Annotated in this window: 17 protein-coding genes; 8 read left to right on the plus strand and 9 right to left on the minus strand. The window is 70.6% G+C overall.

Going from position 1 to position 21,060, the window contains the following annotated elements; genetic code table 11:
- Positions 1-27 precede the first annotated feature (27 nt).
- Positions 28-2,718 (minus strand): ribonuclease E/G, encoded by a 2,691-nt coding sequence (locus ACE3Q8_RS02075; protein ID WP_374468428.1) that lies wholly within the window; start codon positions 2,716-2,718, stop codon positions 28-30.
- Between the two features lie 429 nt (positions 2,719-3,147).
- Between ACE3Q8_RS02075 and ACE3Q8_RS02080 the strand changes: the two genes are divergently transcribed.
- The 3 genes from ACE3Q8_RS02080 (at position 3,148) to prfB (ending at position 8,013) form a co-directional block, all read left to right on the plus strand.
- Positions 3,148-4,335, plus strand: coding sequence for an N-acetylmuramoyl-L-alanine amidase (locus ACE3Q8_RS02080; protein WP_374468430.1), 1,188 nt, complete (start codon positions 3,148-3,150; stop codon positions 4,333-4,335).
- Between the two features lie 91 nt (positions 4,336-4,426).
- Positions 4,427-6,838 carry a penicillin-binding protein 1A gene (locus tag ACE3Q8_RS02085; protein WP_374468432.1) on the plus strand — a complete coding sequence of 804 codons (2,412 nt, stop codon included), beginning with the start codon at positions 4,427-4,429 and terminating at the stop codon, positions 6,836-6,838.
- Between the two features lie 49 nt (positions 6,839-6,887).
- Positions 6,888-8,013 (plus strand): peptide chain release factor 2 gene (gene prfB / locus ACE3Q8_RS02090; RefSeq protein ID WP_374468434.1). Its coding sequence is split into 2 segments (ribosomal slippage): positions 6,888-6,956 and positions 6,958-8,013, totalling 1,125 coding nucleotides; the frame shifts between segments, so codons are not numbered across the junction.
- Positions 8,014-8,049: 36 nt separating this feature from the next.
- Here prfB and ACE3Q8_RS02095 read toward each other — a convergent pair.
- The 4 genes from ACE3Q8_RS02095 to tyrS all read right to left on the minus strand — a co-directional run bounded on the left by ACE3Q8_RS02095 (position 8,050) and on the right by tyrS (position 11,686).
- Positions 8,050-8,508, minus strand: a complete 459-nt coding sequence (locus ACE3Q8_RS02095) for a polymer-forming cytoskeletal protein (RefSeq protein ID WP_374468436.1) — start codon at positions 8,506-8,508, stop codon at positions 8,050-8,052.
- The gene (locus ACE3Q8_RS02100; protein ID WP_374468438.1) at positions 8,489-9,643 is read right to left on the minus strand and encodes a M23 family metallopeptidase; all 1,155 of its coding nucleotides are present in this window, start codon (positions 9,641-9,643) and stop codon (positions 8,489-8,491) included. The genes ACE3Q8_RS02095 and ACE3Q8_RS02100 overlap by 20 nt, the downstream gene beginning before the upstream one ends.
- A 263-nt stretch (positions 9,644-9,906) precedes the next feature.
- On the minus strand, positions 9,907-10,368 hold the full coding sequence (locus ACE3Q8_RS02105; protein WP_374468440.1) for a peroxiredoxin: 462 nt from the start codon (positions 10,366-10,368) through the stop codon (positions 9,907-9,909).
- Positions 10,369-10,429: 61 nt separating this feature from the next.
- A complete protein-coding gene (gene tyrS / locus ACE3Q8_RS02110; protein WP_374468442.1) occupies positions 10,430-11,686 on the minus strand; it encodes a tyrosine--tRNA ligase in 1,257 nt (418 codons plus the stop codon).
- A gap of 252 nt (positions 11,687-11,938) precedes the next feature.
- Here tyrS and ACE3Q8_RS02115 point away from each other — a divergent pair, with 252 nt between their 5' ends.
- Both ACE3Q8_RS02115 and ACE3Q8_RS02120 read left to right on the plus strand, forming a co-directional pair.
- Complete coding sequence (locus ACE3Q8_RS02115; RefSeq protein WP_374468444.1) at positions 11,939-13,054, plus strand: anhydro-N-acetylmuramic acid kinase; 1,116 nt, start codon at positions 11,939-11,941, stop codon at positions 13,052-13,054.
- 11 nt (positions 13,055-13,065) lie between these two features.
- Positions 13,066-14,370: an amidohydrolase gene (locus ACE3Q8_RS02120; RefSeq protein WP_374468446.1), complete on the plus strand. Its 1,305-nt coding sequence runs from the start codon at positions 13,066-13,068 to the stop codon at positions 14,368-14,370.
- Here ACE3Q8_RS02120 and ACE3Q8_RS02125 read toward each other — a convergent pair.
- The 3 genes from ACE3Q8_RS02125 to efp all read right to left on the minus strand — a co-directional run bounded on the left by ACE3Q8_RS02125 (position 14,333) and on the right by efp (position 17,162).
- Positions 14,333-15,364: a mechanosensitive ion channel family protein gene (locus ACE3Q8_RS02125; protein ID WP_374468448.1), complete on the minus strand. Its 1,032-nt coding sequence runs from the start codon at positions 15,362-15,364 to the stop codon at positions 14,333-14,335. The genes ACE3Q8_RS02120 and ACE3Q8_RS02125 overlap by 38 nt on opposite strands.
- Before the next feature lie 37 nt (positions 15,365-15,401).
- The gene (locus tag ACE3Q8_RS02130) at positions 15,402-16,520 is read right to left on the minus strand and encodes an NAD(P)/FAD-dependent oxidoreductase (RefSeq protein WP_374468625.1); all 1,119 of its coding nucleotides are present in this window, start codon (positions 16,518-16,520) and stop codon (positions 15,402-15,404) included.
- A 75-nt stretch (positions 16,521-16,595) separates the two neighbouring features.
- A complete protein-coding gene (gene efp / locus ACE3Q8_RS02135) occupies positions 16,596-17,162 on the minus strand; it encodes an elongation factor P (protein ID WP_374468450.1) in 567 nt (188 codons plus the stop codon).
- A 124-nt stretch (positions 17,163-17,286) separates the two neighbouring features.
- Between efp and epmA the strand changes: the two genes are divergently transcribed.
- Positions 17,287-18,330, plus strand: coding sequence for an EF-P lysine aminoacylase EpmA (gene epmA / locus ACE3Q8_RS02140; RefSeq protein WP_374468452.1), 1,044 nt, complete (start codon positions 17,287-17,289; stop codon positions 18,328-18,330).
- Here the strand turns inward: epmA and ACE3Q8_RS02145 are convergent.
- Positions 18,266-19,159 (minus strand): alpha/beta fold hydrolase, encoded by an 894-nt coding sequence (locus ACE3Q8_RS02145; RefSeq protein ID WP_374468454.1) that lies wholly within the window; start codon positions 19,157-19,159, stop codon positions 18,266-18,268. The genes epmA and ACE3Q8_RS02145 overlap by 65 nt on opposite strands.
- Positions 19,160-19,217: 58 nt before the next feature.
- Here ACE3Q8_RS02145 and ACE3Q8_RS02150 point away from each other — a divergent pair, with 58 nt between their 5' ends.
- Together ACE3Q8_RS02150 and ACE3Q8_RS02155 are read left to right on the plus strand one after the other, a co-directional pair.
- Positions 19,218-20,258, plus strand: coding sequence for a lysine-2,3-aminomutase-like protein (locus tag ACE3Q8_RS02150; RefSeq protein ID WP_374468456.1), 1,041 nt, complete (start codon positions 19,218-19,220; stop codon positions 20,256-20,258).
- Positions 20,258-21,013 carry a pseudouridine synthase gene (locus ACE3Q8_RS02155; protein WP_374468458.1) on the plus strand — a complete coding sequence of 252 codons (756 nt, stop codon included), beginning with the start codon at positions 20,258-20,260 and terminating at the stop codon, positions 21,011-21,013. The genes ACE3Q8_RS02150 and ACE3Q8_RS02155 overlap by 1 nt, the downstream gene beginning before the upstream one ends.
- Positions 21,014-21,060: the final 47 nt, after the last annotated feature.

Genomic DNA, 21,060 nt, shown 5'->3' on the forward strand with positions numbered 1-21,060 from the left:
CCTCGTCCCCGGTCGGAATCTAACCGCTTAGCCCCGTCGCCACCAGCCTCTACGCGGCGCGGCGGGCGGCGCCGAGATCTCGGCCGGGTCAGCGGCCGGCGTCGGCGTCGGCGTCGGCGTCGGGGGCGGCGGCGGCGCGCTGCGCCGGCTGGTGCGACGGGCGGGCGCCTCGGCCTCGGCCTCGGCCGTCACCGGCTCCGGTTCGGGCGCAGGCGCCTCGGCGACGGACTCCGGCGCGGGCGTGGGCTCAGGCGCAGGGACCGTCTCGGCCACCGGCTCCGGGGCCGGCTGAGGCGCAGGCGCCTCGGCGACCGCCTCCGGCGTCGCGGCCTCGGCGGCGACAGCTTCGGCCTCGGCGGCCTTGCCGCGGCCACGCCCGCGGCGGGCGCGCTTGGGCTTCTCCTCGACCGCCGGCAGCTCGACCCAGATCTCCTCCTCGGCCGCGGGTGCGGTCGGGGCGGCGATGGCCGACGACGGCGCGGCGGCCTCCACGGTGACCGGCTCGCTGGTCGGGACCGGAACAGGGGCCGGCGCTTGATCGTTGGCCGGGCGCGGCGCAGCGGCAGAGGCCTGATTGCGCTTCAGGTCCTCGGCAGGATCGAACCAGACGAACGGATCTTCGCCATACGGCACCCACGGACGGGTCCAGGCGAAGACGTCCTGCGGCCGCCCCTCGTCGCGCATGCGGCGACCGCCGCGGCGGCCGCGACGACGGCGACGCCCGCCATGGCCGCCTTCGTCGTCCTCGAGCGCTTCGGGGCGGGGCTGGGCCTCGCGGGCCTCACGCGGTTCGCGCGCATCACGCGGCTCACGGGCTTCCCGCTCGTCGCCGCGACGCCCACGGCGGCGCCGGCGGCGGCCACGGCGCCCACCTTCGCCATCGTCCTCCCGGCCGTCCTCGTCGCGCTCGCGGCGGGGCTCGGCGGCGGAGACCTCATCCTCTTCGTCTTCTTCCTCGTCCTCGTCCTCGTCCTCGTAGGCCTCGTCGTCGAAGTCGTCTTCGGCCATCGGCTCATAGGCCGGCGCCGGCTGGGCGACGATCGCGGCGGCGTGGTCGGGACGGGTCTCGCTGGCGGTCCGCTCGATCTGGTGGTCGGCGTGGGCCATGTCGTCGTCGATCAGGACGGTGACGAACAGGCCGAACGCCTGCTGCAGCCGCGCGAGGTGACCGCGCTTCTCGTTGAGGATGTAGAGGCCGACGGCGCGCGGCACGGTCAGGCAAGCCTCGCCGCCGCCTTTGAGCGCCTCGATCTCCAGCGCGCGCAGGGCGGCCAGGGCGCTCGATTCCACCGAGCGGACCCGGCCGGTGCCGGCGCAGTGCTCGCACACGTGCGTCGTGCCCTCCAGAACGCCGGTGCGGCGGCGCTGGCGGCTGATCTCCATCAGGCCGAAGGGGCTGATCTTGCCCATCTGGACCCGCGCGCGGTCGTCCTTCAGGCAGTCCTTCAGCTTCTTCTCGACCGCCCGGTTGTTCTTCGCCTCATCCATGTCGATGAAGTCGATGACGATGAGGCCAGCGAGGTCGCGCAGGCGCAACTGCCGGGCGGCTTCTTCCGCCGCCTCCATGTTGGTCTTGAGCGCCGTGGCCTCGATGTTCCGCTCCCGCGTGGAGCGGCCGGAGTTCACGTCGACGGCGACCAGGGCCTCGGTCTGGTTGATCACCAGGTATCCGCCGCTGCGCAGCGGAACGACCGGCGAGTAGATCTGGCTGAGGTGGTCCTCGACCCGGTGCTTGACGAACAGCGGGGTCGGCTCGCGGTAGAGCTGCACCTTCTTCGCTTGGCTCGGCATCAGCATGCGCATGAAGTCGCGCGCTTCCTTGAAGCCGGCGTCGCCCTCGACGAAGACGTTGTCGATGTCCTTGTCGTAGAGGTCCCGGATGGCCCGCTTCACGAGGTCTTCTTCCTCGTAGATGAGCGCCGGCGCGATCGAGTGCAGGGTGGTCTCGCGGATGTTCTCCCACAGCCGCAGCAGGTACTCGTAGTCCCGCTTGATCTCGGCCTTGGTGCGCTTGGCGCCGGCGGTGCGGACGATCAGGCCCATGCCCTGCGGCACGTCCAGGCTCTGCACGATGCCCTTCAGGCGCTTCCGGTCGGTGGCGGTGGTGATCTTGCGGGAGATGCCGCCGCCGCGGGCGGTGTTCGGCATCAGCACGCCGTAGCGGCCGGCCAGCGAGAGGTAGGTGGTGAGAGCCGCGCCCTTGTTGCCGCGCTCTTCCTTGACGACCTGCACCAGCATGATCTGCCGGCGGCGGATCACTTCCTGGATCTTGTAACGGCGCATGAGCCGCCGGCGACGCCGGGCGAGCTCTTCCTCCATGACGTCGTCTTCGTCCTCGGAGGCGGCGACGGTCTCTTCCTCGTCGCCTTCCTCGCCGGGCTCCTCGGATGCGGCGCGGCGGCCGCGGGCGGGACGCTCGTCTTCCTCGTCCTCCTCGGCCTCTTCGCGCAGCAGGGCTTCGCGGTCGGCGACCGGGATCTGGTAATAGTCGGGATGGATCTCGTTGAAGGCGAGGAAGCCGTGGCGGTTGCCGCCGTACTCGATGAAGGCCGCCTGCAGGGACGGCTCAACGCGCGTCACCTTGGCGAGATAGATGTTCCCTCTGAGCTGCTTGCGGTTCTGGCTCTCGAAATCGAACTCTTCAACGCGGTTCCCGTCGACGACGACCACACGCGTCTCTTCCGCGTGCGCTGCGTCGATCAGCATAGTCTTGGACATTAAGTGGATCTCCACGGCGCGCGTGGCGCAGCCGGTGCATGGGATGGGCGCGCGCGCCGCCCGGGAAGACGCCGCAGACGGCGTCTCGGGAGGCCATGGGGCCGGTATCGGCGTGAGCTGCGCAGCCCATCAGGTGTGTTCCCAGGCGCGTCCGGAATGGGCGCGGATCGGATGATGCGTCGTCACCGAAGATACGGTCTAAGCCGACGCGGGCTTGAGTTCGCGCGTCCGGGTCCTGTCCAGGAGGGACAGGCGCCGCTGCGGCGCGCGGGCGGACTTTGCAACAGTGGGGCGCAAAAGGAAAGCCGATCCGCCCGTGGCCGCCGCGAAAGGTTCGGTTAACCCTTTGTCCACCCAGCCCGCGTCTATATGGCGCTTCAATCCGTTTCCTCAAATACGTAGGCTGGGCGCAGACAAATGTTGGCGCGCGTGGGGCAGGGACTGTGGAGCCGTAAGGCCTGGGCCGTGGTGGCGTCGGCCGCCGCGCTCGCGTGCGTCGCCGGCGCCGCCGTCAGCCATGCCGCCGCGGCCTCCGCCGACCTGCTCAAGGTGCGGCTCGGCGGCGACGCCCAGCAGACCCGGATCGTCATCGACCTCGACCGTTCAGCCAGCGCCCGGCTGGTCTCGGACGGCGCCGCGGACCGCCGCGTCACCGTGGTGCTGCCCGGCGTGACCGCAGGCAAGGGGCAGCAGGGCGGCGGCCACGGCCTCGTCCACGCCTGGATGGTCGACCAGACGCCCGGCGGGGCGCGCCTGCAGATGGACCTGGCCGCCGACGCCAAGGTGAAGCGCCGCTTCCTGCTGCCGCCCGCCGACGGGGTGGAGCACTACCGCTATGTGGTCGACGTGGCCCCCATGGCCCCGGCCGAGGTGAAGCTCGCCAAGGCCTCAGCGCCGAAGCTGCGCACCAAGCTCCTGCCGGTGAAGGCGGAACTCTCGCTGAAGAAGGTGGTGGTGATCGACGCGGGTCACGGCGGCGGCGATCCCGGCGCGCGCGGGGCCCTGGGCTTCGAAAAGGACATCAACCTCGCGGCCGCCAAGGCGCTGAAGGCGAGGCTGGAGCGCTCCGGTCGCTATAAGGTGATCATGACCCGCGAGACCGACGCCTATGTGGGCCTCGCCAGCCGGGTTCGGATCGCGCAGCGCGCCGACGCCGACCTGTTCATCTCGCTGCACGCCGATTCCGGACCCGAGCCCGGCCTGCGCGGGGCCAGCGTCTACACCCTGTCCGACAAGGCGACCTCCCGCTCGGCCCAGTTCGTCAGCCGTGACGACTGGTTCATGAAGGCGAGCCTGGCCGGCGACCGCGGCGTCAGCGACATCCTGCTGGACCTCACCCAGCGCGCCACCCGCAACCGCTCGGCGGCCTTCGCCCAGACCTTGGTCGCCAACATTGAGGGCAAGTCGCCGATGCTGCGGCGCAGCCACCGGGACGCAGGCTTCATGGTCCTGCTCGCCCCCGACGTTCCGGCCGTCCTGCTGGAAATGGGCTTCATCTCCAACGTCGAGGACGAGGAGCTCCTGCGCGATCCCGCCCGGCGCGACGGACTCATGAACGCGGTGGGCGACGCCATCGACGACTACTTCGCCGAAGCCACCAAGCTTGCGGCGCGCTGACGCGGACTGACCCTGCGCCCGTTGGCGCCCGCCCCGACGCACGCTAGATCGGGGCCAGGGGACCTGACGCGCCCCTGGAGGCCTGTCCGCTTTGAATCCCACCGAAAGCAGACCCGAGCGCTGGGTCGCGATCGCCGGCGTCGTGGTGCTGAGCGCCATCGCGGTGGCGGGATTCGCCGCGGCCATCTGGGCGGCGTGGCTGTTCCACGACATGCCGGACGCCGCGGACCTGGCCGACTACCACCCGCCGACGGCCACTCGCGCCTACGCCTGGGACGGCACCCTGATCGGCGAGTTCTCGCGCGAGCGGCGGATCTATGTCCCGTACGACGCCATCCCGCCGAGGCTCGCGCAGGCGTTCCTGGCCGCCGAGGACCATAACTTCTTCAAGCACGGCGGCGTGGACGTCTCCGGCTTCGGCCGCGCCATGGCCCGCAACGTGCTGAACGTCGCCCGCGGCCGCCGCCTCGAAGGTGGATCGACCATCACCCAGCAGGTGGCCAAGAACATCCTGCTGACCAACGACCAGACCATCGGCCGCAAGCTGAAGGAGGCGATCCTCGCCGGGCGGCTGGAGCAGACGCTCTCCAAGGAGCGGATCCTCGAGCTCTATCTGAACGAGATCTGGCTGGGCTACCGCTCGTATGGGGTCGGCGCGGCGGCCTACAACTACTTCGGCAAGTCGATCTCCGAGCTGTCCATCGCCGAGGCGGCCTATCTCGCCGCCGTGCCCAAGGGCCCGGACAACTACCACCCGATCCGCCGCAAGCAGCAGGCGATCGAGCGCCGCAACTGGGTCATCGACCAGATGGCCGGCCACGGCTGGATCACCCGCGCGGAGGCTCGCGCCGCCAAGGCCGAGGACCTGCGCGTCCAGGCCGAGCCCACCCGCGCCAAGTACCGCGACGCGGACTATTTCGTGGAGGAGGTCCGCCGCAGGGGCCTGAACACCCTCGGGGATAAGCTGACCGAGGGCGGCTACTACATGCGCACCACGCTGGACCCGCGCCTGCAGAGCGCCGCCCGACTGGCGCTGATGAACGGCCTGGAGAACTACGACCGGCGCCACGGCTGGCGCGGAGCCTGGGGCAACGTCACGACGCTCGCGGGCTGGGAAGACGTGGCCCGCAAGACCGCGCGGCCCGCGGAGCGGCGCTCCTGGCGCCAGGCGGTGGTGACCTCCGTCGCCGGCGGCACGGTGCAGGTGCAGACCATCGACGGCGCAACCGGCGCCCTCGCGGCCGAGGATGTGGCCTGGGCCCGCCGGGGCAAGGGCATCGGCTCGGGCGACCTGATCTTCGTGGCTCCGAACGAGGAGGGCGCCGGGTTCCGGCTGAAGCAGGTCCCGGCCGTGAACGGCGCGCTCGTGGCCATGGAGCCCCATTCCGGCCGCGTGCTGGCGATGGTCGGCGGCTATTCCTTCTCGCTGTCGAGCTTCAATCGCGCCACCCAGGCGATGCGCCAGCCGGGCTCGGCCATCAAGCCGATCGTCTATGCCGCGGCGCTGGAGAACGGCTACACGCCGGCCAGCGTGGTGATGGACGCCCCGATCACGCTGACGGGCGCCGGCGGCCAGGCCTGGACGCCCGAGAACTACGAGAAGAAGTACTACGGCCCGCTGCAGCTCCGGAAAGGGCTGGAGCTGTCGCGCAACGCCATGACCGTCCGCCTGGCCCAGAGCGTCGGCATGCCGAAGATCGCCACCCTGGCCGAGAAGATGGGCGTCACGCGCAAGATGGACCGGGTGCTGGCCATGGCGCTGGGCTCGGGCGAGACGACCGTCTTCAGGATGGCCGGCGCCTATTCCTCGTTCGTGAACGGCGGGCGTAAGGTCGAGCCGCACCTGATCGAGCTGGTGGAGGACCGCGAGGGCAAGGTGATCTACCGCCACGACGGCCGCGACTGCCCGCGCTGCGATGCCGGCTTCTCGGGCGCCGAGAGCCCGCGCATCCCGCCGTCCGGCGCGCAGGTGATGGACCCGATCACCGCCTACCAGATCACGTCCATGCTGCAGGGCGTGGTCCAGCGCGGCACGGCGGTCTCGGCCGCGTCGCTGGGCTATCCGCTTGGCGGCAAGACGGGCACCACCAACGACTACCGGTCGGCCTGGTTCATGGGCTTCTCGCCGGACCTGGTGGTGGGGATCTACGTCGGCTTTGACGACAACCGCAGCCTGGGCGAGGGCGAGACCGGCTCCCAATCGGCCGTGCCGATCTTCATCGACTTCATGAAGACCGCGCTGGAGAACGTGGAGAAGAAGGAGTTCAAGGCGCCCAAGAACGCCAAGTTCGCCATGGTCCGCGGGATCCGCGAGGCCTTCCGGCCGGGCACCGAGCCACGCGTCGCGACCGCGCCCGTCGGGGGCGGGGCAGGCGGCCTGCCGCGCGGGCCGCAGCCCTATAACCAGGTCTGGAAGAACGGCGTCACGGGCGCGCCGAGCGCCGGCGCGGCGGTGAATCCGCCGCCGCCCAAGCGCCCGGACGACACCGACGGCTTGTTCTGAACCCCCGGGCGGGCTATCTGCCGCGCCCAACCTTTTCCGGAGCTTCTCCATGAGAGCGGATGTCGAGGCCGCGAAGGCCGACATCGAGCAGTCGATCGAACTGCTCAGGAGGCGTCTTTGACTGGGAGCCTGCGCTCCGAAAGCTCGATGAGCTGAACGCCCGGGTCGAAGACCCGACCCTGTGGGACAATCCTGACGAGGCCCAGGCCGTCAGCCGCGAGCGCTCGCGGCTCGCCGCCCAGGTCGAGGCCGTGCAGTCCATCGAACGCGACCTCGAGGACGCCATCGGCTACGCCGAGATGGCGGACGAGGAGGGCGACGAGAGCTCGCTCGAGGAAGCCCGCGCCCAGCTCAAGGCCATCCGCGAACGCGCAGGCCGCGCCGAGCTGGAAGCCCTGCTGTCCGGGGAGGCCGACGGCAACGACGCCTATGTGGAAATCAACTCCGGCGCCGGCGGCACGGAGTCCAATGACTGGGCCGGCATGCTGCTCCGGATGTACAGCCGCTGGGCGCAGGCCCACGGCATGAGCGTCGAGGTGATCGAGGAAACAGCCGGCGAACAGGCGGGCGTCAAGTCCGTCACCCTGCAGGTGAAGGGGGCCAACGCCTACGGCTGGTTGAAGACCGAGGCCGGCGTGCACCGCCTGGTGCGCATCAGCCCCTACGATTCCAGCGCCCGGCGCCACACCTCGTTCGCCTCGGTCTGGGTCTATCCCGTGATCGACGACAACATCGAGATCGAGATCAACCCGGCCGACGTGCGCACCGACACCTACCGGGCCTCCGGCGCGGGCGGCCAGCACGTCAACAAGACGGATTCGGCCGTGCGCCTGACGCACATCCCCACCGGCATTGCGGTGGCCTGCCAGACCCAGCGCTCGCAGCACCAGAACCGCGAGCAGGCCTGGAAGATGCTGCGCGCGCGCCTCTACGAGCTCGAGCTCGAGAAGCGCGAGGCGGCCCAGGCGGCCATCGAGGATCAGAAGACCGACATCGGCTGGGGCCACCAGATCCGCAGCTACGTGTTGCAGCCGTACCAAATGGTGAAGGACCTGCGCACGGACGTGGAGACCTCCGACAGCCAGGGCGTGCTCGACGGCGATCTCGACGAGTTCATGGGCGCAGCCCTGGCCCAGCGCGTGGGCGCGACCCGCGGCGCGACGGTCGACGGCTGAGCCGGCCCCTCCCGCTCGGCGGGAGGGTGGCTTGGCCTATTCGGCGGCTTCGGGAACGGGCTCGACCCGCGACTCTTCGCGCGCCGGCTTCTCGGCGACGACGGGGGCCGGGGCTTCGAAGCGCAGGCTGCGGCCTTCGAAGCGGGCGCCCGCGTCGATGGCGAGTTGGGTGTGGGTGATGTCGCCGGTCACCATGGCCGAGGCGTGCAGGCGCACCTCCTGGGCGGTGATCGAGCCGGTGACCCGGCCGCGGACGTCCACGGCCTCGGCCTCGATGGCGCCTTCCACCTGACCCGTCTCGCCGATCGTCAGCCGGCCCACGTGCAGGTCCCCTCGCACCGCCCCGTCGAGCTGCACATCGCCGTCGGTGGCGAGGTCGCCGGCCACGGAGACGTTCTCCGCGATCAGCGAGGCCGCGATCATCTTGCGCGGGGGCTGCGAGTCCGTCGCTTCCGGACGGTTCGAGGTCGGGGACTTAGCCGGCTTGGAGAACATAGGCGCCTGCCTTGAGGAAACGATCGGGGTTCTGGGCGCGTCCGTTCAGCCACACCTCGTAATGCAGGTGGGTGCCGGTGGAGCGTCCGGTGGAGCCCATGCCGCCGACCCGCTGGCCGACGCCGACGCTTTGGCCGACGTTCACGCCGATCGAGTGGAGGTGGGCGTAGCGGGTCTTCAGGCCGCGGCCGTGGTCGATCTCGACCACATTGCCGTAGCCGGAACGCACGCCGGTGAACGAGACCACGCCGGGCCCGGTGGCGTAGATCGGCGTCATGGTCCCGCCGGCGAAGTCGAGGCCGGAGTGGAAGGCCGGGCGGCGGGTGAAGGGGTCGAAGCGGACGCCGAAGCGGCTCGTCTGGGCGGCTCCGGCCGTCGGGCGGGCCAGCGGCAGCTTGCCGGCGGCCACAGCGAGCGCCCGGGCTTCCGACAGGTCGGTGGCGGCGCTCTGGATGCGCTCGGCGAAGTCCTCGTCCACGTCCAGCACCGCGGCGAGCGCCCGGGGGTCACGCGACTCGATGAGGGGACCGCCCAGGGCGCCACCCTTGGGCATGTAGGCCGCCGGCGTCAGGCCGGCGAGGCGGAAGGCCAGGCGCAGCCGGTCGGCGCGGCTCTTGGCGTAGGTGTCGGCGGCGTCCAGGAGCTGCTCCTGGCTGACCCGCACCATCTCCACCCGGCGGGCGGGGTTCGTGTCGCTGGAGGCGAGCGCCCGATCGATGGCGGGCGTCAGCGCCTCGGCCGCGCCCGGCGAGCCCTTCATGTCGGTGAGCAGCAGAGCGAGCGCCGCGTGCCGCTTCTCGATGGCGGTGGCGAGCTCGTCATTGCTGCCGGAGCTGGCGTTGAGCTGGGCGACGGCGGAGTTCAGGCGGGCCTGGCGGTCGGCGATCCAGCGCTCGTACTTGGCCTGGGTGCGGGCGATCTCGCGGTCCGCCGAGGAGGCCGAGAAGACGTTGACCAGCATGGCCGCCGTCGAGACGCCCATCCACAGCGCCGCGCCCCCGACCACGGCGGCGGCCGCCATCTGCTTGCGCGCTGACAGGACGAAGCCCTTCATCTCGCCGCCGGAGCGGACGTAGAGGTGGCGTTCGGGAAACAGGTCTTCGAGCGAGCGACGAAGTCGCGCCAAGCGTTGCATGCGATCGCTAGTCCCCAGCCCCATGGACGTCGGAGATATGCAATGAGAATTTTTGGGCGCGCAAGGCGCTTTGGCGTCTCACCAGGACGCGTGTCGGCACGCTATGAGCGTAGGCGGCCGCAGTTAATCCACCCTGAACGTCGATAAGATTTTCGGCAATCGCGCTTTCACCCCTCGGCGCACGAGGGGCGGGCGCCGCGGCAAAGCTGCAACACCCGCCCGTCCGGCGGTTGCGCAGGGCCGTGCGCCTGCGACGCTGCGCCTCAGAGCGCCTTGACCGCGTCCAGCACCTGCTGCGCGTGATTGGGCACCTTCACCTTGCGCCAGACCTTCCGCACAACACCGTCGTGGATCAGGAAGGTTGAGCGGTCGATCCCCATGTACTGGCGGCCGTAGAGGCTCTTCTCGACCCAGCTCCCGTATCGCTCGATCACCGCGCCGTCGGGATCCGCGCCCAGGCTGACAGCGAGGTCGTACTTCTTCGCGAAGTTCTCGTGCCGTTTAAGGCTGTCCTTGGAGACGCCCAGCACGCTCGCGCCGGCCTTGGCGAACTCGGGGGCCAGGGCGGAGAAGTCCTGCGCTTCCCGGGTGCAACCCGGGGTGTCGTCTTTCGGATAGAAGTAGAGCACGAGCGTCTTGCCCGCGAAGTCCGCCAGCCGGACGGGTCCCTTCGGCGTCTCAAGCTCGAAATCCGGCGCCGTCGCGCCTTCCGCGATCTCGGTCATCTGCCTCTCCTCGACGATGTTCGCCGTCCCCGGCCCGATCCCGGGGACGGCGCGCACAAACCTAGACCGGCTTCACCAGCACGATCTTCTTTTTGCCGGCGCCGAGCTTCACGACGCCGTCGACCACATCGGCCCCGGTGACGAGCCGGTTCGCATCGGCCTCCGCCTTGTCGTTGACCCGCAGGCCCCCGCCCTGGGCCAGGCGGCGCGCTTCGCCCTTGGAGCCGGCAAGCCCCGCGGCGACCGCGAGGTCGGCGAGCTGGACGCCCGTGTTGAGCTCGGCCGAAGCGATCTCATGCGTCGGCAGGTCGGCCGAGAGGCCGCCCTGCTCGAACGCCGCCTGGGCGGCGGCGGCGGCCTTGGCGGCTTCCGCCTCGCCGTGCAGCATCCGCGTCGCCTCGTTGGCCAGCACCTTCTTGGCCTCGTTGACCTCCGCCCCCGGCAGGGCCTCGAGCCGCGCGATCTCGTCCAGCGGCAGGTCGGTGAACAGGCGCAGGAAGCGGCCGACGTCCGCATCCTCCGTGTTCCGCCAGAATTGCCAGTAGTCGTAGGGGCTGAGCAGGTCGGCGTTGAGCCAGATCGCGCCCTGGGCGGTCTTGCCCATCTTGGCGCCCGACGAGGTGGTCAGCAGCGGCGTGGTGAGCGCGAAGGCCGCCTTCTGGTCCATGCGCCGGACCAGCTCGACCCCGTTGATGATGTTCCCCCATTGATCCGAACCGCCCATCTGCAGTTGGACGCCGCGGGTGCGGTTCAGGTGCAGGAAGTCCACCGCCTGCATCAGCATGTAGTTGAACTCGAGGAAGGTCAGCGGCTGCTCCCGCTCCAGGCGCAGGCGAACGGAGTCGAAGGTCAGCATCCGGTTGACCGTGAAGTGCGGTCCGAACTCGCGCAGGAACTCGATATAGCCGAGCTTCGAGAGCCAGTCGTCGTTGTTGACCATCACCGCGTCGGTGGGGCCGTCGCCGAAGGTCAGGAACTTCTCGAACACCGTACGGATGCCGGCGATGTTCCGGTCGATGTCGGCGTCCGTGAGCATCTTGCGGCTCTCGTCCTTGCCGCTGGGATCGCCGACCTTGGTGGTGCCGCCGCCCATCAGCACCACGGGCTTGTGGCCCGCCTGCTGGAGCCGGCGCAGCATCATGATCTGGATCAGGCTGCCCACGTGCAGGCTGGTCGCCGTGGCGTCGAAGCCGATGTAGGCCGACACGACCCCGCTTGCCGCCGCCTCGTCGAGCTCGGCGGGGTGGCTGACCTGATGAATGTAGCCGCGCGCCTGCAGGGTCTTCAGGAACTCGGATTTGAACGGCGCGTCGGACATCTGGGGAATCCCGGGACTTCGGTGGCCGGGCTCTAGCACGGGGGCGCCGGGAATTTCGAGGGACATGGCAGACTCCTTGAGGTGCGAGGAGGCCGGCGTCCGGGTGATCTGATCGGAAGGGCGCCGGCCGGGAGGGCAGGCGCGTGGGATCGATCGCCTGCTGCTAGGGCAGGCGGTAATAGCGGCCGAAGGTGGCGCGGCGTCCGATCATGGCGGCTAGCTAGCGGTCCGCGGACATGGCAGTCAAGCCGCATGCGCGTGCTGGGATTCATGACCGGGACCTCCCTCGACGCCGTCGACATGGCGGTGCTGGAGACCGATGGAGAGGCGATCCAGGCGTTCGGTCCGGCCGGCGAGCGCAAGCTGACGGACGCCACGCGGGACATCATGCTGGAGGCCACACGCCGGGCGCTGCAGTGGCCGCGGGGCGCCGCCGAACCGGAGATCTTCGCCGCCGCAGCGCGCGCCGGGGCGGACGAGCACCTCGCCGCAGCCGAGGAGTTCCTGGTCGCCAACGGCCTCGACTGGAGCGATTTCGACCTCCTGGGCGTCCACGGTCAGACGGTGCTGCACGAACGCCCGCAGGAGGGGCGGCCCGGCCGCACGGTGCAGCTCTTCGACGCGCAGTGGTTCGCCGACCGGACGGGCGTGCCGGTGGCCTATGACTTCCGCACCGCCGATGTGGCCGCCGGGGGAGAGGGAGCGCCGCTCGCGCCGATCTACCACCTGGCCCGGGCGACGGCGTCCGGCCTGGAGCCGCCGTTGGCGGTGCTGAACGTCGGCGGGGTGGCCAACGTCACCTTCTGGTCCGGCGGCGACGAGATCGCGGCCTTCGACACTGGGCCGGGCAACGGGATGATCGACCTGCTGGTGCAGGATCGCGGCGCGGGCCGCTTCGACGACAGGGGCCGCTACGCCAGCGTGGGTCAGGTCAACGAGGCCGTGCTGCGGGCGCTGCTGGCGCATCCCTACTTCCAGGCCCCGCCGCCAAAGTCCCTCGACCGCTACGACTTCTCCCTGGAGCCGCTGGCCCGCATGGAGTTGGAGGACGCGGCCGCCACCCTCGTGGCCTTCACTGCCGAGGCCGTGCGGCTCGGCTTCGAGTTGATGGGCCAGACCCCACGCGAGGTGGTGGTCGCCGGCGGGGGGCGGCACAATCCGGAGATCATGAGGGCGCTCGCCGAGCGGCTGCCGTGCCCCGTAACCTCGGCCGAGGACCATGAATGGCGCGGCGACTCCATCGAGGCCGAGGCCTTCGCCTATCTCGCCGCGCGCACCGCGCGCGGCCTGCCGATCTCCTATCCCAGGACCACGGGCGTGCCCCAGCCAATGACCGGCGGCCGCATCGCCCGGCCGAACGAAGCGTGAGGGGGCTTTCGATGCACAAGGTTCTTCTGGCCGCGAGCGCGGCTGTCGCGGTGGCGGCGGCGGCGCCGGCGTTTGCCCAGGCTCCGGCTCCGGCGCCTTACGACGCCGCCGTGTTCGCCAAGGCCAAGGCGCTGCAGCCGAAGGTCGTCGCCTGGCGGCGCGACATCCACCAGCATCCGGAGCTCGGCAACCGCGAGGTGCGCACCTCCAAGCTGGTGGCCGACCACCTGCGGAAACTGGGCTTCGAGGTGAAGACCGGCGTGGCCAAGACCGGGGTCGTGGCCGTCCTGCGCGGCGGCAAGCCGGGGAAGGTCGTCGCCCTGCGAGCCGATATGGACGGCCTGCCCGTGGCCGAGAAGACGAACCTGCCCTACGCGTCCAAGGTCACCGCCGAGTACAACGGCCAGACGGTCCCGGTCATGCACGCCTGCGGCCACGACGCCCACGTGGCCATCCTGATGGGTGCGGCCGAGCTGCTGGCCTCGATGAAGGCTGAGATCCCCGGCACGGTCGTCTTCATCTTCCAGCCGGCCGAGGAGGGCGCGCCGGACGGCGAGGAGGGCGGCGCCAAGGTGATGGTCGAGGAGGGCGTGCTGCAAACGCCGAAGGTCGACGCCGTCTTCGGCCTGCACGTGGTGCCCGGGCCGGTCGGCGCGCTGTTCTGGCGGCCCGGTCCGATGATGGCCGCCTCGGATCGCTTCGAGGTCAAGGTGAAGGGCAAGCAGACCCACGGCGCCCAGCCCTGGTCTGGGATCGACACCGCCTCGGTGGCGGCCGATATCGTCACCGCCTTCAACCAGATCGCCGCGCGGCAGGTGAACGTGGCCAAGTCGCCGACCGTGCTCACCGTCGGCACGATCCACGCCGGCCTGCGCTACAACATCATTCCGGAAGATCTGGAGATGGCCGGCACCCTGCGCACCTTCGACCCCGACATGCGCAAGGACGTGATGGCGCGGGCTGAGAAGGCCGTGCAGTCCATCGCCGATCGCTACGGGGCCAAGGCGAGCTTCGCCTGGGGCACGCCGAATCCGGTGACCAACAACAACCGCGAGCTCTCCGCTCAGATGAAGCCGACGCTGCAGCGCGCCGCGGCCGGCGGTCAGATCAAGGACGACATCGATTACATCACCGGCGCCGAGGACTTCTCCTACTACCAGCTCAAGGTGCCGGGGCTGTTCTACGACCTGGGCGTGGGGGATCCGCCGGGGGTGAACCACTCGCCGTTCTTCACGGTGGACGAGCGGGCGCTGGAGGTTGGCGTCCGGGCGCAGGCGCTCACGGCGCTGGATTATCTCCGCTCCGCGACTCCATAAGCGGCTCGTCGGTCGGCGGGAGCGGCCGGGAGAGGTCGTCGGCGGCGTCGTTGGTCGTGATCGGGTTGGGCGCGGACATCTTGCGGCGCGGAGCGTCCGGATGCTCGAGCCGCAGCGCGTCCAGCGCACGGTCGCCCTCCTGGCCGAACAGGCTGCGCAGCCGCAGGTCCATCTGGGGGAGCGGCACCTCGATGCCGGCGCATTCCAGGGCGTCGGCGATCGCCCAGGTGTAGGCCGCGTGCATGGCGGCCGGGCGCTTCACCGCGTCGAGGGTCGGCCACACCAGCAGCTCGAACTTGAGCGCGGAATCGCCGAACCCGGTCAGCCAGACCTGGGTCTTCTCGGTCTCGCTCTCCGGCAGGGTGAACGGCACCGAGCGGGCGGCCTCCAGCACCACCTGACGCACCTTCTCTCGGTCGCTGCCGTAGGCGACGGCGAAGGGGATGTGGATGCGGCGGCCGCGGTTGTGCAGCGTCCAGTTCACCACCGGTCCCTCGATGAACTTCGAGTTCGGGACCACGAGGTCGATGTTGTCGTTGGTCCGGATCCGGACCGCGCGTGGACCGATCTCCTGGACGAGGCCACGCTTTCCATCCTCCAGCTCCACGTAGTCGCCGACGTTGAGCACGCGGTCGAAGATGAGCACCAGGCCCGAGACGAACTCCTTCACCACGCCCTGCAGGCCAAGCCCCACGCCCACGCCGAGCGCCCCGGCGAACACCGCCAGGGACGAGAGGTTGATGCCGAGGGTGGTGACACCGATCACAAAGGCCACGATGACGACGCCGTAGGTCGTCAGCTTCTCGACGATGTAGAGGGCGGCCTTGCCGTGCTTCGTCCGGCCGCGGACCCGCTCGATGGCAAGGCGCGCGATGCGCGCGACCAGGAAACCCGCCAGGATGATCGCCACGCCGGTGATCACCCCGCCGAGGGTCACGGGCGTGCGCCCGATGGCGAAGAGGACGAAGCCTTCCAGCTCTTCGATGTTGTCCATCGCCGCGCGAACGCGGGCGGCTACGGCGCCGTTCCGGTCAGGCCGCCTGGCCCGCGCACCAGCCGCTCGCCCAGGCCCACTGGAAATTGTAGCCGCCGAGCCAGCCGGTGACGTCCACCACCTCGCCCACGAAGTAGAGGCCGGGCACGGCCTTGGCCATGAGGGTGCGGCTGTCGAGCCCGTCGGTGTCCACGCCGCCGAGGGTCACCTCGGCCGTCCGATAGCCTTCGGAGCCCACCGGTTTGACCCGCCAGCGGTTCACGCTGTCGGCGACGCGGCGCAGCACCTTGTCGGAGGCGTCCGCCACATTGCCGGGGATGTCGCCGGCGAGCACCTGGGCGAGCCGCTGCGGCAGGAAACGGCCCAGCACCGTCGCCACCTGCTGCTTGCCGTGGGCCGTGCGGGCCTGGCGCAGCGTGTCGAACACGTCGACGCCGGGCGCCATGTCGACCTCGATCTCCTGGCCCTCGCGCCAGTAGGACGAGATCTGCAGGATCGCCGGCCCCGATATGCCGCGGTGGGTGAACAGCATCGCCTCCTCGAAGCGGGCCTTGCCGCAGGCGACGCGGACGTCCACCGCGACGCCTGCCAGCGGCTTCAGCCGCTCCAGCAGCGAGACGTCGAAGGTGAGGGGGACCAGCGCCGGCCGGGTCTCGGTGACCGCGAGGCCGAACTGCCGGGCCACGTCGTACCCGAAACCGGTGGCGGCCATCTTCGGGATGGACTTGCCGCCGGTGGCGACCACCAAGGAGGCGCAGTCCAGGTCGCCGTTAAGCCGGAAGCCGGCGTCCGTCTTCTCGATGGTCTCGACGATACGCCCGAGGCGGAGGGTCACGCCGGCGGCGGACATGTCGTCCAGGAGGCCCTGGATGATCTCCTTCGCCGAGCCGTCGCAGAACAACTGCCCGAGCGTCTTCTCGTGCCAGGCGATGCCGTGCCGCTCCACCCAGGCCACGAAGTCGGCGGGCCGATAACGGCGGAGCGCCGAGACCGCGAACTTCGGATTCTGGGAGAGGAAGTTGGCCGGCCCGGCGTGGAGGTTCGTGAAGTTGCAGCGCCCGCCACCGGAGATGCGAATCTTCTCGCCGGGCGCCTTGGCGTGGTCGAGGACGAGCACGCGCCGACCGCGCTTGCCCGCCTCGATGGCGCAGAACATCCCCGCCGCGCCCGCGCCGACGACGATGACGTCGAACTGTTCGCGGGCGCTCACATCGGCGCTCCCGTGGGGGCGTTAGTCCTTGGCGCGTTCCTGGTAGGAGCCGTCCTCGGTCAGCACCACGATCTTGGTGCCCACGGTGATGTAGGGCGGGACCATGGTCTTCATGCCGTTCGACAGGATCGCCGGCTTGTACGACGACGAGGCGGTCTGACCCTTCACCGACGGCTCGGTTTCGACGACCTCGAACGTCGCCAGGCGCGGCAGCTCGATGGCGATCGGCACGCCCTCGTGCGTGGAGAGCGAGACCTGCACGCCGTCCGTCAGGTAGGCCGCGGCGTCGCCGATCACGTCTTCCGAGGCCACGACCTGGTCGTAGCTTTCCGGGTTCATGAAGTGGAAGCCTTCGCCGTCCTGGTAGAGGAAGGTGTAGGGCCGGTCGTCGACGACGGCGCGCTCGACGGTCTCGGTGGTGCGGTAGCGCTCGGAGATCTTCACGCCGTCGGAGATGCGACGCATGTCGAGCTGGGTGACCGGGGTGCCCTTGCCGGGGTGGATGTTCTGGGCGCTGAGCACGACGTACAGCTTGCCGTCGAGATCCACGACATTGCCCTTGCGGAGCGAGCTGGCGATGACCTTCACGTTCTATCCTCGAGGATGCGTCCGGGCGGGCAGGGGGAGCCTGCGCGATTCCGGTGTTCGAATTGTTGTCGCGCCCCTATAGCGACCTGCGCCGAAATCGCCAGCCCCACGCCGGTCGCACCCCTTGCCCCAAACCCGTCCCTCGCCCTGGTGGGCCCCTGAACGTCACGCCGACCGCCGTCCGTTCCTCACGGCGCGGAACGCCATCACCCGCGCGGTGCGTCGCTGGTTCGAGGATCGCGGCTTCACCGAGGTGGAGGCGGCCGCCCTCGCGGTCTCGCCGGGCAACGAGGCGCACCTGCACGCCTTCGCCACGGAGGCGCTGACCACGGCCGGCGAGGCCTCGACCCTTTACCTGCACACCTCGCCCGAGTTCGCCTGCAAGAAGCTGCTGGCCGCGGGCGAGCGGCGGATCTTCAACCTCGGCAAGGTCTGGCGGAACCGCGAGCGCGGACCGCTGCACCACCCCGAATTCAGCATGCTGGAGTGGTATCGCGCCGACGAGCCCTACGAGGTCCTGATGGAGGACTGCGCGGCGCTGCTGGCGATGGCGGCCGAGATCGCGGGGACGAAGGCCCTGACCTGGAAAGGGCGGCAGGCCGATCCGTTCGCCGAGCCGGAGCGGCTGACGGTCGCCGAGGCGTTCGCGCGATATGCCGGGGTCGATCTGCTGGCCAGCGTCGCTGCGGACGGGACCACCGACCGGGACGCCTTGGCCGCCGGGTCGCCGGTGCGCGTGGCCGCCGACGACACCTGGGCCGACGTGTTCAGTCGGATCATCGTGCAGAAGGTGGAGCCGAACCTCGGCTTCGGCCGGCCGACGATCCTCTACGAATATCCCACCGCCGAGGCCGCGCTGGCGCGGCCCACGGCCCGCGACGGCCGGGTGGCCGAGCGCTTCGAGCTCTATGCCTGCGGGGTGGAGCTGGCCAACTGCTTCGGCGAGCTCACCGACGCCGCCGAGCAGCGTCGCCGCTTTGAGGCGGAGATGGCCGAGAAGGCCCGCGTGTACGGCGAGCGCTACCCCGTGGACGAGGACTTCCTGGACGCCCTGGCCATTATGCCGGAGGCGAGCGGCGCCGCGCTGGGCTTCGATCGCCTGGTCATGCTGGCGGCGGGGGCTCAGCGGATCGAGCAGGTTCTCTGGACGCCCGTTCCGGAGCGTTGACGGCGTCGAACGCGGCCAGCACCTCGGGCAACGCCTGGTGGTGGGGCATGTGGCCGACGCCCTCCAGCAGGGTCGCCGTCGCCTGAGGGATCAGCTCCGCGAGTACGTCGGCGTGCTGTCGGTGGTCGACGATCCGGTCGTCGGCGCCGTTCACCACCGCCACCGGGCAGCGGATGGCGTTCCAGTCCACCAGGCCGAGCGGCGAGCCGGGCAGCAGGGTGGCGGTGTCCTCGCCTTCCTCGACCATCTGGGCCGGGCTCAGCACCGTCTCCTCGGGAAAGCGCGCCAGCCAGTCGGGCGGCGGATTGCGCGGAGAGAACATCAGCTTCTGCACCGCCCGCAGGAAAGGCCGGTCCAGTGTCCAACGCGCTGCCTCGGAGAGAAGCGGCCCGATGAGCGGGGCGGCGCGCGGCCCTAAGAAGCTGTGCTCGATGGCGCGGAACTCCGGCCGGGTGATCGGCGACAGCAGAAGCAGGCTCGCAACCTCCTCGGGCCACTCGGCCGCCCAGGCGAGCGCGACGATGCCGCCGAACGAGTGCGCCACCAGGCGGACCGGCAGCTCCGCGCCGAGCGCCGCCAGCCCCTCGCGGATCTGCGCCGCCTGCGCGCGGGGTGAGGCCTGGTACCGCGGCCGCGCGCTCAGCCCGTGCCCGGGCCGGTCCACCGCGATCGCGCGGCCACGCGCCGCGAACGCCTCGAAGGGCGCTTCGAGCCAGTCCACGTGCGTGGTCAGCGCGCCATGGATCAGGACGATGGTCGGGCCTTCGCCGCCGTCCAGCAGGTGCAGGCTGCGCCCGGCTCCGAGCGCGAGGGTCTTCGAGATCCGCATGGCGCCCTAACGCGCGAGGGATGGCGCCGGGCCCGGCGATGGGCCATATCCGCGCCCCATGACCGCGCCGCGCACACTCCGCAGGCTGCCGGACCTCGCCGAGGCGGGTCTGGTGGAGGCTGCGCGCATCCCGGCGCTGGAGCGCGTGGCGGCGCAGTACGCGGTCGCGATCACGCCGGCCATGGCCGAGCTGATCGACGCCGCCGACCCCGGTGATCCCATCGCCCGCCAGTTCGTGCCCACCGAGGCGGAGGCCCTGACGCTCCCGCAGGAGAGCGGCGATCCCATCGGCGACCACGCCCATAGCCCGGTGGAGGGGGTCGTCCACCGCTACCCCGACCGGCTGCTGCTGAAGGTCAACCACAACTGTGCCGTCTATTGCCGCTTCTGCTTCCGCCGCGAGATGGTGGGCCCGGAGGGGCTGAGACCGCTCTCGACCGAGGCTCTGGACGCGGCCATGGCCTACATCGCCGGCCGCCCCGAGGTGTGGGAGGTGATCGTCACCGGTGGCGACCCCTTCGTGCTGTCGCCCCGGCGCCTCGCCGATCTGATGCGCCGCCTGGACGCCGTCCCGCACGTGAAGGTGGTCCGCTTCCACACCCGCGTGCCCGCCGTCGAACCGGCGACGGTGACGGACGAACTCGTCGCCGCCCTGAAGACGTCCAGCAAGGCCGTCTACGTGGCGCTGCACGCCAACCACGCCCGCGAGCTGACGCGCGCCGCCCGGGCCGCCTGCGCAAAGCTGGTGGACGCCGGCGTCCCGATGCTCGGCCAGACCGTCCTGCTGAAGGGCGTAAACGACGATCCCGAGAGCCTGACCGCCCTCATGCGCGCCTTCGTCGAGACCCGGATAAAGCCCTACTACCTGCACCACGGCGATCTCGCGCCGGGCACCTCGCACCTGCGCACCTCGATCGCGGAAGGCCAGGCGCTGATGAAGGCCATCCGCGGCCGCGTCTCGGGCCTCTGCCAGCCGACCTACGTCCTCGACATCCCTGGCGGCCACGGCAAGGCGCCGGTGGGGCCGAGCTTCCTCGCCGACGGCGACGTGGAGGACTTCAACGGCGTGCGGCACGCCTACCCGCCGGGGGCCCGCTGATGGTCTGGAGCCGCCGCTACGACGAAGCCGAGCCGCAGCGGGTCAACAAGTGGCTCGCCCAGAGCGGCGTCTGCTCGCGGCGCGAGGCCGAGGGCCTGATCGCGCAGGGCCTGGTCTCCATCGACGGCGAGACGGTGTCGGACGCCGGCCGCAAGATCCTGCCCGGCCAGACGCTCACCGTGGCCGACGCCGGCGGCGCGGGGCCGCTGAGCGTCGTCCTGCACAAGCCGATGGGCTACGTCTCTGCTCAGCCGGAAGCCGGACAGACGCCGGCCGTGCGCCTGCTGACCCGCGAGGCGCTGGTCGGCGACAGCCCGACCCTGCCGGACCGTGACACTCGGCTCGCGCCGCTCGGCCGGCTCGACATGGACAGCCGCGGCCTCCTGATCCTTTCGGAGGACGGCGTGCTGGCCAAGGCGATCATCGGGCCCGAGTCGGACCTGGAGAAGGAATACCTGGTCCGGGTGACCGGCAAGATCACGCCCGAGAAGGTCAAGCTGCTCTGCCATGGGCTGAAGCTCGACGGCCGGGCGCTGAAGCCGGCCCGCGTGAGCCATGTGCAGGGCCAGGAGCTGCGGTTCATCCTCAAGGAAGGCCGTAACCGCCAGATCCGGCGGATGTGCGAGCTCGTGGGCATGCACGTCATGGACCTCGTGCGCATCCGCATCGGCGCCCTGCGGCTCGGCGACCTGCCGGAGGGCCGGTGGCGCGTCCTCACGCCGGAGGAGCGGGCCTCGCTGATCGACCAGGCCTGAGGCCTGCACCGGCCCTGCACATGAGCCGGTCCGCCCGTGCACGGACG

The sequence above is a fragment of the Phenylobacterium sp. genome, assembly GCF_041913825.1.
GTDB lineage: Bacteria > Pseudomonadota > Alphaproteobacteria > Caulobacterales > Caulobacteraceae > Phenylobacterium.

Bases quoted from the DNA above. Each gene is read 5' to 3' on its own strand.
- ACE3Q8_RS02075 (WP_374468428.1), bottom strand. From the start codon at position 2,718: ATGTCCAAGACTATGCTGATCGACGCAGCGCACGCGGAAGAGACGCGT.
- ACE3Q8_RS02095 (WP_374468436.1), bottom strand. From the start codon at position 8,508: ATGTTCTCCAAGCCGGCTAAGTCCCCGACCTCGAACCGTCCGGAAGCG.
- ACE3Q8_RS02100 (WP_374468438.1), bottom strand. From the start codon at position 9,643: ATGCAACGCTTGGCGCGACTTCGTCGCTCGCTCGAAGACCTGTTTCCC.
- ACE3Q8_RS02105 (WP_374468440.1), bottom strand. From the start codon at position 10,368: ATGACCGAGATCGCGGAAGGCGCGACGGCGCCGGATTTCGAGCTTGAG.
- tyrS (WP_374468442.1), bottom strand. From the start codon at position 11,686: ATGTCCGACGCGCCGTTCAAATCCGAGTTCCTGAAGACCCTGCAGGCG.
- ACE3Q8_RS02115 (WP_374468444.1), top strand. From the start codon at position 11,939: ATGCGCGTGCTGGGATTCATGACCGGGACCTCCCTCGACGCCGTCGAC.
- ACE3Q8_RS02120 (WP_374468446.1), top strand. From the start codon at position 13,066: ATGCACAAGGTTCTTCTGGCCGCGAGCGCGGCTGTCGCGGTGGCGGCG.
- ACE3Q8_RS02125 (WP_374468448.1), bottom strand. From the start codon at position 15,364: ATGGACAACATCGAAGAGCTGGAAGGCTTCGTCCTCTTCGCCATCGGG.
- ACE3Q8_RS02130 (WP_374468625.1), bottom strand. From the start codon at position 16,520: ATGTTCTGCGCCATCGAGGCGGGCAAGCGCGGTCGGCGCGTGCTCGTC.
- ACE3Q8_RS02145 (WP_374468454.1), bottom strand. From the start codon at position 19,159: ATGCGGATCTCGAAGACCCTCGCGCTCGGAGCCGGGCGCAGCCTGCAC.
- ACE3Q8_RS02150 (WP_374468456.1), top strand. From the start codon at position 19,218: ATGACCGCGCCGCGCACACTCCGCAGGCTGCCGGACCTCGCCGAGGCG.
- ACE3Q8_RS02155 (WP_374468458.1), top strand. From the start codon at position 20,258: ATGGTCTGGAGCCGCCGCTACGACGAAGCCGAGCCGCAGCGGGTCAAC.